Annotated in this window: 13 protein-coding genes; 9 read left to right on the top strand and 4 right to left on the bottom strand. The window is 59.0% G+C overall.

Going from position 1 to position 15648, the window contains the following annotated elements; all coding sequences use genetic code 11:
* Positions 1-228: 228 nt before the first annotated feature.
* From ACYZTM_RS26430 to ACYZTM_RS26440, 3 genes are all read left to right on the top strand, one after another.
* Complete coding sequence (locus tag ACYZTM_RS26430) at positions 229-696, top strand: hypothetical protein (RefSeq protein ID WP_461985462.1); 468 nt, start codon at positions 229-231, stop codon at positions 694-696.
* 409 nt (positions 697-1105) lie between these two features.
* Positions 1106-2008, top strand: coding sequence for a universal stress protein (locus ACYZTM_RS26435; protein WP_461985464.1), 903 nt, complete (start codon positions 1106-1108; stop codon positions 2006-2008).
* 597 nt (positions 2009-2605) lie between these two features.
* Positions 2606-2965: a DUF6124 family protein gene (locus ACYZTM_RS26440; protein ID WP_461985466.1), complete on the top strand. Its 360-nt coding sequence runs from the start codon at positions 2606-2608 to the stop codon at positions 2963-2965.
* 354 nt (positions 2966-3319) lie between these two features.
* Here the strand turns inward: ACYZTM_RS26440 and ACYZTM_RS26445 are convergent, their stop codons facing one another.
* The 4 genes from ACYZTM_RS26445 to ACYZTM_RS26460 all read right to left on the bottom strand — a co-directional run bounded on the left by ACYZTM_RS26445 (position 3320) and on the right by ACYZTM_RS26460 (position 8964).
* The gene (locus ACYZTM_RS26445; RefSeq protein WP_461985468.1) at positions 3320-4885 is read right to left on the bottom strand and encodes an amino acid permease; all 1566 of its coding nucleotides are present in this window, start codon (positions 4883-4885) and stop codon (positions 3320-3322) included.
* Positions 4886-5024: 139 nt separating this feature from the next.
* Positions 5025-6185, bottom strand: a complete 1161-nt coding sequence (locus tag ACYZTM_RS26450) for an iron-containing alcohol dehydrogenase (protein ID WP_131062377.1) — start codon at positions 6183-6185, stop codon at positions 5025-5027.
* A 3-nt stretch (positions 6186-6188) separates the two neighbouring features.
* A complete protein-coding gene (locus ACYZTM_RS26455) occupies positions 6189-7580 on the bottom strand; it encodes an aldehyde dehydrogenase family protein (protein ID WP_461985470.1) in 1392 nt (463 codons plus the stop codon).
* A gap of 10 nt (positions 7581-7590) precedes the next feature.
* Positions 7591-8964 carry a glutamine synthetase family protein gene (locus ACYZTM_RS26460; RefSeq protein ID WP_131062375.1) on the bottom strand — a complete coding sequence of 458 codons (1374 nt, stop codon included), beginning with the start codon at positions 8962-8964 and terminating at the stop codon, positions 7591-7593.
* 193 nt (positions 8965-9157) lie between these two features.
* Here ACYZTM_RS26460 and ACYZTM_RS26465 point away from each other — a divergent pair, with 193 nt between their 5' ends.
* The 6 genes from ACYZTM_RS26465 (at position 9158) to ACYZTM_RS26490 (ending at position 15613) form a co-directional block, all read left to right on the top strand.
* Positions 9158-9298 (top strand): hypothetical protein, encoded by a 141-nt coding sequence (locus ACYZTM_RS26465; RefSeq protein ID WP_165557497.1) that lies wholly within the window; start codon positions 9158-9160, stop codon positions 9296-9298.
* Positions 9299-9528: 230 nt separating this feature from the next.
* The gene (locus ACYZTM_RS26470) at positions 9529-10533 is read left to right on the top strand and encodes a helix-turn-helix transcriptional regulator (RefSeq protein WP_461985473.1); all 1005 of its coding nucleotides are present in this window, start codon (positions 9529-9531) and stop codon (positions 10531-10533) included.
* A gap of 329 nt (positions 10534-10862) precedes the next feature.
* Positions 10863-12734, top strand: coding sequence for an amidohydrolase (locus ACYZTM_RS26475; RefSeq protein WP_461985475.1), 1872 nt, complete (start codon positions 10863-10865; stop codon positions 12732-12734).
* Between the two features lie 188 nt (positions 12735-12922).
* The gene (locus ACYZTM_RS26480; protein WP_461985477.1) at positions 12923-14320 is read left to right on the top strand and encodes a purine-cytosine permease family protein; all 1398 of its coding nucleotides are present in this window, start codon (positions 12923-12925) and stop codon (positions 14318-14320) included.
* Between the two features lie 160 nt (positions 14321-14480).
* Positions 14481-15134 (top strand): peroxiredoxin, encoded by a 654-nt coding sequence (locus ACYZTM_RS26485; protein ID WP_131063442.1) that lies wholly within the window; start codon positions 14481-14483, stop codon positions 15132-15134.
* A gap of 20 nt (positions 15135-15154) precedes the next feature.
* Positions 15155-15613, top strand: a complete 459-nt coding sequence (locus tag ACYZTM_RS26490) for a GNAT family N-acetyltransferase (RefSeq protein ID WP_461985480.1) — start codon at positions 15155-15157, stop codon at positions 15611-15613.
* The last annotated feature ends 35 nt before the right edge of the window (positions 15614-15648 follow it).

The raw sequence follows: 15648 nt of genomic DNA on the forward strand, positions 1-15648 counted from the left end.
ATAGGTACCAGCTTGCCGAAATTCATTAACCGACAACAGATGCTCCATGGAGTATGTCCTCTATTTGCCCATTGCTGCCCATCGTGAAGGGCGGCAATTGGCCGGTTTCAGCCCTTCGTGAAAGGCAGAAATCGGCCAAAAGCAGACGGTCCCCGAAAAAGATCTTCGCTGCATTTTGCTACTATCGGGCGTTCTCACCTTTGGCACGACTCCAACATTAGGTCTTCCATGTTCGACAGAAGTGACTTTGATCAACTCTCCATTGAGCAACTGACTTTTTGGACAGCGCACAACCATTGCCCCGGTATCTACTACACGGTTTATCCCCAAAGCGCCTTTAGATCCCGCTCATCTGAGGAGCGCATCAGGGTAACCAGAGTCCGCAAGGGGCAAGGCGAGAACGGATTAAATTTCTGGCTTTTCGCGGAATGGATCGATTGGCGGCCTGGAGGAGAAAGTTATTTCGCGGGATACGTTTCCGACGCTAAGTTTGAGGAGATCTCAGAAGCGGTTTTCAATCAGATGATTGCGGATCAGGCGATCGATTTGATCGCTCCGCTCAAACAACCGCTGCATGAGTCGACCGGTTTCGTTGGAGCGCTATTGATGTACTCAATGAAGACGGAGTTCATCGTTTCGCTGTTCGCGGAGTATGAAGATGAGTACATCCATTTCTACTGGAATACGACTGCATGAGCGGCAGCAATGGGTCGTTTTTAGCCGGTCGCGACAGGCAGAAAACGGCCAAAAACCGGTCATTCTCAGAAGTCGAAAGTCATTGGAGGGCCGACCATCATCTTGTTCTTGCCAAGAGTATTTGACGCCTCAATGTGCCGGTTCAGTAGGTCGTCGACAGACTAAAGCAGTCCTGAATCTCCAGAAAATCGTCTTCAGGGATTGGCTTGCATAGGGCTGACATGTGCGCATTCAGGGTGATGGGGTGGATAGGTGTGCAGGTCGACTCGCTACGCGCGCGTTTACCGAATGCAGGCGTATATTGGTATTGTCGATCAGGGAAATCGAGGCGGTAGAAAGTCGCCAATAGTGTGGCGTAAGAGAGTGCCGGCGCAAACTAACGGATAACCCAGAATGCTGGAGGTGCGACATGAGCCAATATGAACGCCTATTTCTGATTGTCGGTCCGGCCATGCGCCACACGCCAGCGTTAGAGCGGGCAGTCGCACTTGCCAAAGCCACTGGTGCAGTGCTGCATATCGCGGTGTTTATCGAAGATGTCGGCATCTTGGGGTTGATGAGCGGGAATAAGAAATTTCGCGAGATCTGTCAGCAAGAGAACCAGAAATGGCTGCAAGATGAAGCCCAACTGATACGCGGCAATGGCATTACGGTGACCACCGAGGTTGCATTGGCTCGGAACGTACTGCAAGAAATCCTTCAGCATGTGACAAACTTGCAACCGGACCTGGTTATCAAAGACGTACACCACGAATCAGCGCTCAAACGCGTATTCGTCACGCCTCTGGATTGGCACCTGATACGCGATTGTCCGGTTGCTGTTCATTTTGTCAGCGAAGTCAGGTGTCCACTTCCACGGGTGGTGGTGGCAGCAGTGGATTTGTCGCATCCAGAGCACCAGATCACTGATATCAACGATCACATCATCCTGGCTGCGCAACGGATGGCAATCCAGTGCAATGCCGAGCTGCACCTACTGCACGCCTTCGATCCATCGCAAACACACATCTCTGACGCCGGCGCCGGTGCCGTGACGATGCCAGGCTTCAGCAACGAAGTACGTCGGTCACTGCATAAGTCCTTCATTACGTTAGCTGACAGCTACCACGTACCCTCTGAGCGACAACACTTCATTGAAGGGTCGCCAACCAAGGTGATGTCCGACTTCGCAGCTCATAGCCGAGCCGATGTGCTCATAATGGGAGATATGCATCGAAAAGGGCTGCACAAGCTAATTGGCAGTACTACAGAGCACGTGCTGTATAAGGTGCCCTGCAATGTTTTGGTTATAAAGGGGCAAGTAGATCAGTAGGAACAGTCTTCAGGTTTGCACTTTGATGCGGGCAGCAACTGACTATCACGGCCTTGTTTTACGGAGAATGTTGACGAGGTGAACACGGCTGGCCGTCTGCTTTTGGCCAATAGCCGACTGATTCAAGACACCATGTTGCTGCCACATTTGTGACAGTCAGCCTTACAAATACGGCAGTGGCTTCCTGAATTTTTTCTGATCTTTCACCGCCTGTAGGAAGCGTGCGTCAGCTTATTCAACAACTCTTGAGGGCGCGTGTTTAAACGCCCTCAAGGTTACGTCCTGAAAGCTACAAAACCTTGCGCCGTTGCCTACGACTGCACCAGAATCCGCCGGCTTGTGCGCTTTTGGGTCGGTCGGTAACTTGATTCCCGTCACTGCCCTTCAGTGATCGGGTTTAGCAGCCCGGGGTTACAAGCAAGCTGCACGAGCTCTTGTCAGTCAGGTATTCCCACGCCTGCACTTGATGGTGGTTGTGCGCAGGGCGCCTTCGGGCGCGCCGGCTTTGCTAGCTTCCCCGGTCTGCTAACCTGCGTACAGCTGCCTCCCTCTCGTTTAGCAGCAAGAAGGTTGGCACTCAATTTGAGAAGCGAGCTTATGTTCAAAATTACGCCCAACCCACCCGACACCGATCCAGTTTCCCCATACGAACCCGATTCAAAAAAACTCCACGAAGCCGCCGAACGCGCCCTCGACTTCCACTTCCCATCAAACGCCGATATCAAAGCCACCCCGCGTACATCCAGTAAGCTGTTTTCCGTGGACCCAGAAGCCACGGCCGAAACCCTGGCGGTTTTTTTGGTCGAGACGCTGGCGTCGGTGGATGTGATGGTCCATCAGTTGGTGGATCATCTGGAGGGTGAGTCGCGCTATGCCTTGTTGGGCATTTCGAACAGCATCATGGTGGCGGAGATTACGGCGAACCGGGTGCTGGATAAAGTTGAGCCACCTAAGTAGTCGCTGTTCTGTGGAGAGGGGGTTTGCTTTCGCTTTGCGGCGATGTGACCACAGCAAATGGGCCTGCTGCGCAGTCCAGCGGGAGCAAGCTCCCTCGCCACAGGTTATTCATCGTTCTATCCATCTATGTTCATAAAAACGGGGCGCTCAGCGTTAATGCCGACGGGTTAATTCAGAACGCGATCTGTAGCAGCTGACGGAGCCTGCGTTCGGCTGCGTAGCAGTCGTAAAATCAGGCGATGCGGTGTTTCAGGAAGACCGCATGCTCAGGTTTTACGACTGCTTCGCAGCCGAACGCAGGCTTCGCCAGCTGCTACAAAGACCGCGTTACGGCTTAACTGACTGGTGGCCGCATTAGCCCCCAGCGCGTTTATTCAACGCCTCTTCCGCCGCAGCGATTTCTGCCTGGCGCTTGACGATCAGGTCACCCATCGGCGGTCCCTGAAAACGGCGGGCTTCAAAGCCGAACCAGACGATGGCCGTCAGCACCAGAAAGCCGATGGTGATGTACAGCGCCCAATCGTTCGGTGGCTGGATGCCGATGATGAAAATGATCACCATCGAGAGGATCGAGAGCAGGGCGAACACGGTGTACCAGAAGCGCCCCATATTCCACGGCCCCATGGTCGGCCATTTCGACGTCCCGTAGGCAAACAGGCCGAGCACGATGGGGATGACGAAGGAGAAGAACAGGAAGATCACCGTGCAGGACACCACGATGGTGTAGACCGGTGTTTCGCCGATCGAGATCACCGACGATCCCCACACGAATAACACTGCGAGGGTGGCGCCGGTCCAGATCGCGGCCACCGGGCTACGAAGGGTTGGCGAGACTGAGGCCAGTGCTTTGGAGAAGGGCAGGCCGCCGTCACGGGAGAAGGCGAAGATCATGCGTGAGACCGAGGTCACGGTCGCCAGTCCGCAGAGGAACTGCGAGATAAAAATGGCCACGTACAGCGCCGTTTTTACCGTCGGGTTCACTTGCGTGTCCATCGCCCAGAAAAACACGCTCCAGCCATGCTTCGCGGCCTCGTCCATGCTCGGCAGCATCAGCACAAACGAGCAGAGCATGACCCAACCGAACAGCAACGACCAGACCACCGACATGACCATGCCCCGTGGCACCGACATGGCGGCATTGCGGGTCTCTTCCGAGGTGTGCGCGGAGGCGTCATAACCGGTGATGGTGTAGATCGGCAAGAGCAGGCCGAGCATGAAGATCCAGCCGTTCGAGACCTGTGGCCAGACGCTGCCGCCCGCTTCGCCGGAATAGTTGCCGAAGGTCCATAACCGGGCGAACTCATAGCTGGGCGCCGAGATCAGGCAGACGATGGTCAGCGCGAGTGCAGTGGCGAAAATCAGGTACCCCGAGAAGTCGGTGAGCTTCGCGGTCAGGCCGATGCCTAGGTGGTTACACAAGGCCTGGATACCGGTCAGAATCGCGAGGAAAATCATCCGTGTCGTGATGGTGTCTTCCATTCCCAGTGCCGGTCCGAAGGCGCCGAAAAAGAAGTAGTAAGTGCCGACGTTGATCGCGCCGAGCACGGTCACCAGCCCCAACAGGTTGAACCAGGCCGTCAGCCAGCCGGTGAAGCGGTTACCGAGAATCGAACCCCAGTGATAGAGGCCGCCCGCAGTGGGGTAGGCGGAGGAGATCTGCGCCATGGCCATGGCGAAGACCCCGGAGATCAGGCAGCCGATCGGCCAGCCGATGCCGATGGCCGCGCCACCTGCGCCTGAGGTGCCCTGGGCGAGTGAGTTGATGCCACCCGAGAGGATGCAGATGATCGAAAAGGAAATGGCAAAGTTGGAGAAAACGCCCATGCGCCGCGAGAGCTGCTGGGCGTAGCCCATGCTGTGCAGCACCTTGACGTCATCGTCTTGCGGCGCGCTCGTGCCGGGCTGACTTGCTGGATTCATGTTGTGTGCCCCTTCAGGTTTTGATACGCATCCATCCGGGTCCCGGATGGTCTGGCCTTCAACCCCTTGTCGTACTGCTCCTGTTTCCAACCCTGTCCATGCGCCGATTTTTAGTCATGCGCATGCACAGGCAACTGCTCTAGAGACGGCCGTGATACGCCGCGTCGAAAATGTGTGCCGCGCCGTCCCGCGTCAATGGCAGCGGATTGCCGCCGGCAGAAGGGTCGACAATCGCCATGTCCGCGATCAGATCGGCCTGGCGATCATCCACACCCAACTCAAACAGCGTATGTGGTACGCCGATGTCCTTGCGCAGTTTGAGAATGAAGGCCAGAAAACTGTCGAACCCGGGCGAGGGCAGGCGTAAGTAAGCCGCCAGTCGGGTGATGCGTTCTTCGATGGCCGGGCGATTGAATTGCAAAACGTAGGGCATGAAGGTGGCGTTGGTCATGCCGTGATGGGTGTCGTACAGCGCGCCGACCGGATGTGAGAGGGCGTGCATCCCACCCAGGCCTTTCTGGAAGGCGGTAGCGCCCATGGCGGCCGCCGCGAGCATTTGCGCGCGAGCATCGAGATCGGAAGGCATATGAACGGCCCGCACCAGAGCGTTGGCCACCAAGCGTATGCCTTCCACGGCGATGCCATCGGCCAGTGGGTGAAAACCAGGCGCGCAGTAGGCTTCCAGGCAATGCGCCAACGCATCCATGCCCGTGCCGGCGGTGACTTTTGCCGGCATGCCGACGGTCAGGGCCGGGTCGCTGATGACCACGCGCGGCATCATTTTCGGGTGGAAGATGATGCGTTTGGTGTGGGTACGCTCGTCGATGATCACGGCTGCGCGGCCCACTTCAGAACCCGTGCCTGCGGTCGTCGGCACCGCGATGACCGGGGCGATTTTGCTTTCGTCGGCGCGTGTCCAGTAGTCGCCGATGTCTTCGAAATCCCAGACCGGCCGGGTCTGGCCGCTCATGAAGGCGATGAGCTTGCCCATGTCCAGGCCGCTGCCACCACCGAAGGCGACCACGCCATCGTGCTTGCCGGCGCGCCAGGCATCGAGCCCGCCCGCCAGGTTGGCTTCGACCGGATTGGGCTTCAGGTCGCAAAACAGCGCGACGCCAAGACCGGCGGCACGCAAGGAATCCAGCGCTGCCGTGGTGATCGGGGCGCGCGCCAGGCCGCTGTCGGTGACCAGCAACGGTCGCTGGATACCCTGGCTGCGACAGACCTCGGCCAGCTCGCTGATACGGCCGACACCGAAGCGAATGCTCGTGGGGTAGTTCCAGTTCCCGGTCAGGCTCATGGCTCAGATCTCGTGGCGCAAATGGAAGGATTTTGCTCGGGTCAGGTGTTCGTAACCCAGGCGCGACAGCGTCACGCCGCGCCCGCTGTTCTTCACGCCGGTCCAGGCCAGGGCCGGGTCGAGGTAATCGCAGCGGTTCATGAACACGGTTCCGGTGTCGATCTCGTTGCCCAAGCGTTCGGCGGCGGTGAGGTCCTGGGTCCAGAGGGAAGCGCTGAGCCCGAACTCGCTGTCGTTCATCAAGGCAATGGCTTCGTCGTCGCCGGCCACCGGCATGATGCCGACCACCGGGCCGAAGCTTTCCTCGCGCATCACCGACATTTGATGGCTGACGTCGACTAGCACCTGCGGCGCGAGGTAGGCGCTGCCCGGTGCGTCGAAGGGAAAGGCCTTCGGATCGATCAGTGCCTTTGCGCCCTTGGACAGCGCATCGGAGATCTGACCCCGCACGAACTCAGCAGCGCCCGGGTTCACCAGCGGACCGAGTGTGGTGGCTTCATCCAGTGGGTTGCCCAGCACGTATTGATTCGTGAGTGCGACGAATCGCTCGACAAACGCCGGGTAGATTTTCGCATCGACATAGATCCGTTCGATGGCGCAGCAGCTTTGCCCGGAGTTGAAGAAACTGCCGTCCACCAGGTTTTCCACTGCGTGTTCGAGGTTGGCGTCTGCGCGGACGTAGGCCGGGTCCTTGCCACCGAGTTCCAGGCCCAGGCCGAGGAAGCGGCCCGTGGCGGCGGTTTCCATGGCCTTGCCGGCGTCAACCGAACCGGTGAAGTTCACTTGGTGCACACGGCCGGAGGCAATGATCTCGCCGGTCTGGCGATGATCGAGCAGCAGGTTCTGGAACAGTCTTTCGGGCAGATTCGCGCGGCGAAACGCTTCGGCGAACCGTTCACCTACGAGCAGCGTTTGTGAGGCGTGTTTGAGGATGACGCTGTTGCCGGCCATCAACGCCGGAATGATCGTATTCACTGCCGTCAGATAAGGGTAATTCCAGGGGGCGACGACCAGCACCGTACCCAGCGGTTCACGTTTGATATGCCTTCGAAAACCGGCGACAGGCGTGGGTTCAACGGCTGCCAACGCTTCAGGCGCAATGGCGATCATATGCCGGGCACGCTCTTCGAAACCGCGCAGTTCGCCCGCGCCAAAGCGCACCGGGCGGCCCATCTGCCAGGCCAGTTCCGGGACAATTTCGTCCTTCATGGTCAGCATCGCATCCACTGCGGCGTTGCAAAAAGCGGCGCGCTCGCTCAGTGGCCGGCGTTTCCATGACGCCTGGGCGGTTGCGGCTGCCCTTAGCGCCTGTTCGAGTTGAGTCTCATCGGCACAGCGACGTTCGACATAGACCCGGCCATCGACCGGTGAGATGAGTTGAATCGTTGCAGTCATGATGGTGGTCTCAATAGCGCTCAAAACCGCGCTGCAGTTCCCAGTCGGTGATCCGTCGGTCGTACTCTTTCTGCTCCCATTCGGCGGTGTGCACGTAGTGGTCGATCACTTCATCACCGAACGCTTCGCGCAGCATCGTTGAGCTCTGGAGTGCGGCGGTGGCTTCGCGCAGGGTTTTCGATACTTCCGGCAAGTGTTCGTCGACGTAAGCATCGCCTTCAAAGGGCGGCACGAGGTTGAGCTTCTCGTCGATACCGGCCAGCCCCGCGGCGATTAAGGCAGCGAAGGCCAGATAAGGGTTGAGGTCGGCGCCGCCAATGCGGCATTCGATACGGATGGCTTTGCTGCTTTCTGCGCACAGACGAAAGCCTGCGGTGCGATTGTCGCGACTCCAGACTGCCCGGGTCGGCGCAAACGTACCGGCCTGAAAACGCTTATAGGAATTGATATAGGGCGCGAGAAAGCAGGTGATGTCGTTGGCATATTTCAGCTGCCCGGCCACCCAGGCACGCATCAGTTTCGACATGCCAAACTCAGCCTTGGCGTCGAAGAACAGTGGCTTCTTGGCGTTCTTGTCCCACAGCGAATTGTGGATATGGCTGCTGGAACCGGCGGCGTCATAACGCCACTTGGCCATGAACGTGATCGCCTTGCCCTGCAACTGCGCGATCTCTTTGCAGGCGTGCTTGATGATGACGTGGTGGTCGGCCATGGTCAGCGCGTCGGCGTAACGGATGTTGATCTCTTCCTGCCCCGGGCCCCATTCACCCTTGGAGTTTTCCACGGGAATGCCGGACGCTTGCAGATGTTTGCGAATCGCCCGCAGCACCGGCTCCTCGCGTGTGGTCTGGAGGATGTTGTAATCCTCGATGTAGTGGCCGGCGGTCTTGGGCTTGTGGTAGTTGCGCTCGTGGATCGCCTCGTAGCTCTCGTCGAACAGATAGAACTCAAGTTCCGAGGCGAACATGCCGGTGTAGCCGCGTTCGCGCAGTCGCTCGATCTGCTTTTTCAGGATCGCCCGAGGGCTGTGCGGCAGATCGCGCCGATGGTGATGATCGAGCACGTCACACAGCACCAGCGCCGTGCACTCAAGCCAGGGCACTCGCCGTAATGTGGACATGTCGGGCTTGAGGACAAAGTCGCCATAGCCTTTGCTCCAACTGGCCGCGGCGTAACCCGGCACGGGTTCCATGTCGATGTCGTCGGCCAACAGGTAATTGCAGCAGTGGGTTTCTTCATGTCCGCTGTCGATGAAAAACTCGACTTGGAATCGCTTGCCGACGAGTCGGCCTTGCATGTCGACCATGCACACCAGAACGGTATCGATCTCGCCGGAGGCGGCAGCACGCTTGAGTTGGTCAAAGCTGAGGAGGGGCTCGGTCATCACGTAGTCCTGCGTGAAATGGTTGGGCCGGTCTGAAATAGCTGTTGCAGACGCTCTCCAGAAAAACCCAAAACCTGCAGACGTGAGCATCGTGTGCAATAAGCTGCTCTTAGCTTAGCTTAAGGCCGATAAACGCAAGTTTCGGTGATCGAAACTTGATGAATCAGGCCGGCCTATTCACGGCACACCAGAGTTGCTGGTACGCGCCAACCAGTTGATCGAGAGTGAACGCGAGATTGCGACCACTCGGGCCGGGACCGGTCCGCACTCGGCTGTCGTCAGCAAAGGCGTGTGTGCCTATGCCGCCCAGCGCAAGGAAAAGCGCAATTTTTAAACCTTTCATGTCATTCACCGATTCGTCTTGGGTTGACCCGGTGTGAGTCGTTTGCTCACCGGGTAGAGACGATGCTAGGGCTTTACCGGTTCCTCAAATAGCGGCCCGTTGGACAAACACTGTTGACGGATTGCGCATGAATAGCAGCCTTCGAAAAAGCCAATGGCGCTACGCCTGCGCCTATGGCATCGTCGAAAAAAATACGTCGTATTGCGAACAGGATCAAAACGATGGAGGAGGGTGATGAGGTCGGCGCGCAGCCGTCGATGGCAACGCTCAAAGCGTTCAATCGTTGCGTGCTCCACCTGGGGCGGCTTGCCCGGGAGCGCGGCGCCTCGCAGTTCATCGCCGAAGGCCTGCAAGCGTTCCGTGAACTGGTGCCCTTTGCGTCGGCGTGGTGGGGCGAGATGTCCGCGTCAGCTGTCAACGCGCCGCCTAAAAGCTGGATGCACGGGCGGATCAATCTGCCCGAATCGTTTGCCGCCGAATGGCACAAAAGTGCAGGCCGCGACAAATTCTCCCATGACACCTTGAGTCAACCCGGTGAAGTCGTGCGCGACAGCGGGTTCACCGACCCCGATGAAGCCGTGGACGCATTCGCTCGGCGCCACGATCTCTACCACCCGATGTGCATCACTTTCGAATTGCCCGAAAGCGGCCTGATGTTCTTCGTGTGTCTCTACCGTGGCATTGATGCTCCGGCGTTCAACGACAGCGAGGCCGCTTTGTTTTCGGCCTTCTGCGACCACCTGTTGCAGCTGTGGCGGTTTCAGGTGCAAGACATGATCCGCATCGACACGGGCAACGGCGCGACCGACTTCGGCGTGGCGCGCATGGACGGCAGTCTGCTGTACGTGGGGGCCAGCCTGTGCGCCGCCATTCAGCGCGAGTTGCCAGGCTGGAGCGGTTCGATGCTGCCGGCCGAGGTGATCGCGCAACTGCAAAAGGCCCCATGCGTGATGCGTCTGGGCCGTTGTGCGCTGACCCTGAGTCCGAACGCGGAGCATGTGATTCTGTCGCTCGAAGCGCGGTCACGTGCGGCAGTGCTTGCGCCACGGGAGCGGACGGCGGCGATGCTGTTCGCTGCCGGGCATTCCTACAAAGAGATTGCCAAGATCCTGACCCTGAGCCCGGCGACAGTGCGCACCTATCTGCGCAACTGCTATTTGCAGCTTGGCGTGAAAAGCAAGGTTGAACTGGGTTCAGTCCTGCGGGACACAACGCGCCGCGATTAAGTCCCCAAATTTCACCCACTCAAATGCAATCCCCCTGTGGGAGCGGGCCCTGTGGCGAGGGGATTTATCCCCGTTGGGCTGCGAAGCGGCCCCGGCATTTCAATGTTAAACCGCGTTTACGACTGCTTCGCAGCCGAACGGGGATAAATCCCCTCGCCACAGGGCCCGCTCCCACAGGGGGATTTGTTGGTGGACTATTTACCTGCCCCTCCTCATTTGTGGAGGTCTCGCAGGCGGCGGCGCTCTATAGGGTATGCCCTGCATATCAGGGGCTTGCGCGGCAGTCTGTCCGGGCCACTTCCAAAACTATAAAAACAGAGGTGAGGCGGTTGAAATTTTCCAGGCTGTTTATCGCGGTTGCGACCACTACGGCACTTTCTTCCATGGCGCTCGTGGGGTGTCAGACACAGGGCTCGACGCCCGCCGACAGGGTGATGCGCAACGGCTACGTCTACACCGTCGATGGCCAGAATTCCGTGCAGCAAGCGATTGCCGTAACGGGCGGGAAGATCGTCTATGTTGGCAGCGACGAAGGGGTGTCCTCGTACATCGGCAAGCAGACCCAGTTGATCGATCTGGCCGGGCGCATGCTGATGCCGGGTTTCATCGATGCGCACATGCATCCGGGGGACGGCGGCCGCGCCATGACCTTGTGCGATTTGAAGTACCAGACGATGACGCGCAAGGTTTTCCAGGAAACCATTCAAGCGTGTCTAGATGCCGACAAGGACAAGGGGCCTGATGTCTGGCTCGAAGTGGGCAGCTGGGATCGCATGGGCATGGACGGACTCGACGGCGACCCGGATAAATCGACGCTGGACGCGCTGAAGACCCAGCGTCCGATCCAGGTTCGTTCCACCGACTTTCATACCGTGCTGACCAACTCGCGTGGCCTGGCGGTGGCCGGCATCAACAAGCACACCGCCAATCCGGGCGATGGCAAATACGTGCGTGACAGCGCCGGTAACCCGACCGGCATCTGCGAAGACGGCGCTGCCGATGCCATGGCCGCCGTGGTGCCGCCCGCCACCGACGCCGAAAAACTCAACCAGACTCGCGCGGCGCTCGACGCGATGCGCGAGCAAGGCATCACCAGTTTCTTCGATGCCTTGTCGGGGCCGGAGAGCGGCAAAGCGTTCACCAGCCTGCAGCAGTCGGGCGAGCTGACGGCCCGGGCCTTTTTGGCGATCAAACTGGACCCGGCCGCCGCCGCGGCAGACCCGACAAAAACCATCGCCGACGCCAAGGCTTTGGCCAACACCTACGATCAGGGCGAAGCCAAAGCCGCGCCGGGCGTGAGCATGCGCCACGTCAAATTGTTCATGGACGGCATCATCAATGCGCCGGCAGATACCGGCGCAATGCTCACACCGTACCTGCGCAATGCCGGAACCGATACGGCGCCGAAGTGGACACCTGGCAAAAACGTCGGCGAGCTGTACTTCCCGCCGCAAGTGCTCAAACCGTTGCTGTTGCAAGCCGTGCAGGCCGGCCTCGACCCGCACCTTCACGCCACCGGAGACCGGGCAGTGCGCGACTCGTTGAACGGTATCGAATACGTGCGCCAGCAATTGCCTGGCAATGGTTTCCGCCCGGCCATTACGCACAACGAGTCCGTGGACCCTGCCGACTATCCACGCTTCAAGGCGCTCGACGTGACCGCTAACATGTCCTTCCAGTGGGCGCAGCAGGCGCCGTCCACGGTCGATGGCACCAACGAGCACCTGGGTGCCCAGCGTTTTGCGCGCATGGAACCGTCGGGCAGCATCGCCCGTGTCGGCGGCCGCGTGGCGTATGGCAGCGACTGGCCTGTCGATCCGCTCGATGAGTTCCTCGCGCTGAAGATCGGCGTCACCCGCTCAGGCGACCCGCTGAACCCCCACAGCTACGGGCCCAAGTACGCCGGCAGGTTGAATGCCGACCCGGCACTGTCGCGCACGGAGGTGCTGCGCACCATCACGATCAACGCCGCCGAGCAGTTGAAACTGGAGGCGGTGGTCGGCTCGGTTGAAGTGGGCAAGTTCGCCGACCTGATTGTCCTGGAGAAGAACTTCATGCAGGTGCCCGAGGATGAACTGGCTCGCAATAAGGTGCTGCTGACCATGGTGGGTGGCAAGGTCGTTTGGGCGAAGGCACCGTTTGTGGGTCTTCAACAGCGGCCGGCTCAAGTCGCTGGTTTAAATACTGAACAACAAAAATAAAAACAAAGTCAGCCCCAATGCCAGTCGGTTAAATGCGGTCCCTGTGGGAGCGGGCTTGCTCGCGAAGGCGGCTGCATACTCAACATTGATGCAAGCTGACCCACCGCTTTCGCGAGCAAGCCCGCTCCCACAGGGACCGCATTTAACCGCCAGACTTTGCCGTCTACCAATAACAAGAGAACACCGCTATGACCCAGCAACGAAGTCCCCTGATCGAAACCCGTTCGATCGATTTCATCCCCGAGGCCGAGCGTCATGGCAGCCTCTACAGCCAGTTCACCCTGTGGCTCGGCGCCAACCTGCAAATCACGGCAATCGTCACCGGTGCGCTGGCCGTGGTGCTGGGCGGTGACGTGTTCTGGTCGCTCATCGGCTTGCTGATCGGCCAGTTGCTCGGCGGTGCGGTCGTTGCCTTGCACGCGGCCCAAGGGCCCAAGCTCGGGTTGCCGCAGATGATCTCCAGCCGTGTGCAGTTCGGGGTCTATGGGGCGGCGATCCCGATTGTGCTGGTGTGCCTGATGTACCTCGGTTTCAGCGCCACCGGCGCGGTATTGTCGGGGCAGGCGATTGCCCAGTTGATCCATGTCAGCGACAGCGCCGGCATCCTGATTTTCGCCGCTTGCATCGCGTTTCTGACGATCTTCGGCTATCGGGTTATCCACCTGGTCGGACGGGTGGCCAGCGTGCTGGGCATCATTGCCTTTGCCTATCTGTTTACCCGGCTGATGACACTCAACGATATCGGCCTGTTGCTGGAAAACCGTCACTTCGACTGGAGCACTTTCTTGCTGGCCGTGTCGCTGTCCGCGTCCTGGCAAATCGCTTTTGGCCCTTACGTGGCCGACTACTCACGCTATTTGCCGAACAAAACTTCGTCCTGGAAAACCTTCGCTGCCGTCGGCCTGGGTACCGTGCTTGGCGCGCAGGCGTCCATGGTGCTAGGCGTGTTCGCCGCGGCGTTGGCCGGCGCGAATTTCCGCGGGCATGAGGTGGCGACCATCGTCGGCCTGGGCAGTACCGGTGTGATGGCCTCGCTGCTGTACTTGAGCGTGGTGTTCGGCAAGGTCACGGTGTCGACGCTCAACGCTTATGGCAGCTTCATGTGCGTGGCCACGATCATCAGTGGTTTCCGCAGCCGTCTCGAGATCACCGCCCGGCAGCGCATGGTCTTTGTGCTGGTGATTGTCGCGGCATCCACCACCTTGGCGCTGCTCGGGCAGTACTCGTTCCTCAACTCGTTCAAGTACTTCATCCTGTTTCTGCTGACCTTTTTCACGCCCTGGAGCGCGATCAACCTGGTGGATTACTACTTCATCAACAAAGAACGGTATGACATTGCGGCGTTGTCGGACCCGGCGGGTCGTTATGGTCGCTGGAACGTGCGCGGGATCAGCGTGTATGTCGTGGGTGTGTTGATCCAGTTGCCTTTCGTCGACACGCATTTCTACTCCGGACCGATGGTCGCGCAGCTCGGCGGTGTCGATATTTCGTGGATTGTGGGGCTGGTGGTGCCGGGCATTCTCTACTACGTGCTGGCGAGGACATCAGCGCTGGCGGTGTTGCCTGAACACCGTTCAGAGGCCTGAATCAAGGACTTACAAAGTGAATGCGCCAGTCACCGGCATGTCTTGGAGCGTCTCCTATACTGATCCGCGTTGACAGGTTCAACACAGATCCCGAATGCCGTTGGAACCGCGACTCGCGTTCCGACGGCTTCCCTACGAACTCACAGCCAGGAGAACGATCATGACCATCCGCATTGGCGACGAAGCACCGGACTTTACCGCTGAAAGCACCGAAGGCACGCTGCGGTTCCATGAATGGATCGGCGACAAGTGGGCGATCCTGTTCTCGCATCCCAAGGACTTCACCCCGGTGTGCACCACTGAACTCGGTTACATGGCAGGGCTCAAGCCAGAGTTCGACAAACGCAACACCAAGGTCGTCGGGCTCAGTGTCGACCCCGTCAGTAATCATGCGAGCTGGGCCAAAGACATCGAAGAAACCCAGGGCCATGCGGTCAACTACCCCATGATCGGCGACGAGAACCTGGTAGTGGCCAAGCTCTACGACATGATCCATCCGAATGCCAGCGGCGGCACACGCACTGCTGTGGACAACGCCACGGTGCGGTCCGTGTTCGTCATCGGGCCGGACAAAAAGGTCAAGGCGATGCTCATCTACCCGATGAGTGCCGGGCGCAACTTCGATGAAGTGCTGCGTCTGCTCGATGCGCTGCAATTGAACGCCAAGCACACCGTTGCCACCCCTGTTAACTGGCGTCCGGGCGAGGACGTGATCATTCCGACATCGGTGTCCGACGAGGACGCGAAGAAGAAATACCCGGACGGTTTCAAAACGGTGAAACCTTATTTGCGCACAGTGGCGCAACCGAAATAACCCATTCGGAGACCCCATGCATGGCCGTCCAAGTCTCGCGCGTCGACGCAACGCACATCGACAAAATCGCCAGCCTCTTCGACGATTATCGAGGCTTCTACGGCCAGCCTTCGAACCTGCGGCAGTCCCGGGATTTCATCGCTGAACGCATCGCCGGGGATGAATCCGTGATCTTTTTCGCCTCTGACCTGTCCGGTAATGCACTGGGGTTCGTCCAGTTGTACCCGACGTTTTCCTCCATCGACGCCCACCGGACCTGGCTGCTCAGCGACCTGTTCACCGCCCCCGAGGCCCGGGGGCAGGGCGTGGGGAGGTCACTGATGAACGCTGCCCGAGCCTTTGCACTGTCGACCGGCGCCAAGGGCATGGTGCTGGAAACGGCTACGGATAATTTTGCGGCGCAGCGGTTGTATGAATTATTGGGTTACGTGCGCGATGCGGGTTACTACACCTACTGCCTCGATCTGAAGCAGGGCTGACTAAGGCCTGGCGAACACCATTATCAGCAATACCA

This window comes from Pseudomonas sp. MDT2-39-1 (genome assembly GCF_054898085.1).

Coding starts and splice junctions, on each gene's coding strand:
- ACYZTM_RS26430 (WP_461985462.1), top strand. CDS start 229: ATGTTCGACAGAAGTGACTTTGATCAACTCTCCATTGAGCAACTGACT.
- ACYZTM_RS26435 (WP_461985464.1), top strand. CDS start 1,106: ATGAGCCAATATGAACGCCTATTTCTGATTGTCGGTCCGGCCATGCGC.
- ACYZTM_RS26440 (WP_461985466.1), top strand. CDS start 2,606: ATGTTCAAAATTACGCCCAACCCACCCGACACCGATCCAGTTTCCCCA.
- ACYZTM_RS26445 (WP_461985468.1), bottom strand. CDS start 4,885: ATGAATCCAGCAAGTCAGCCCGGCACGAGCGCGCCGCAAGACGATGAC.
- ACYZTM_RS26450 (WP_131062377.1), bottom strand. CDS start 6,185: ATGAGCCTGACCGGGAACTGGAACTACCCCACGAGCATTCGCTTCGGT.
- ACYZTM_RS26455 (WP_461985470.1), bottom strand. CDS start 7,580: ATGACTGCAACGATTCAACTCATCTCACCGGTCGATGGCCGGGTCTAT.
- ACYZTM_RS26460 (WP_131062375.1), bottom strand. CDS start 8,964: ATGACCGAGCCCCTCCTCAGCTTTGACCAACTCAAGCGTGCTGCCGCC.
- ACYZTM_RS26470 (WP_461985473.1), top strand. CDS start 9,529: ATGGAGGAGGGTGATGAGGTCGGCGCGCAGCCGTCGATGGCAACGCTC.
- ACYZTM_RS26480 (WP_461985477.1), top strand. CDS start 12,923: ATGACCCAGCAACGAAGTCCCCTGATCGAAACCCGTTCGATCGATTTC.
- ACYZTM_RS26485 (WP_131063442.1), top strand. CDS start 14,481: ATGACCATCCGCATTGGCGACGAAGCACCGGACTTTACCGCTGAAAGC.
- ACYZTM_RS26490 (WP_461985480.1), top strand. CDS start 15,155: ATGGCCGTCCAAGTCTCGCGCGTCGACGCAACGCACATCGACAAAATC.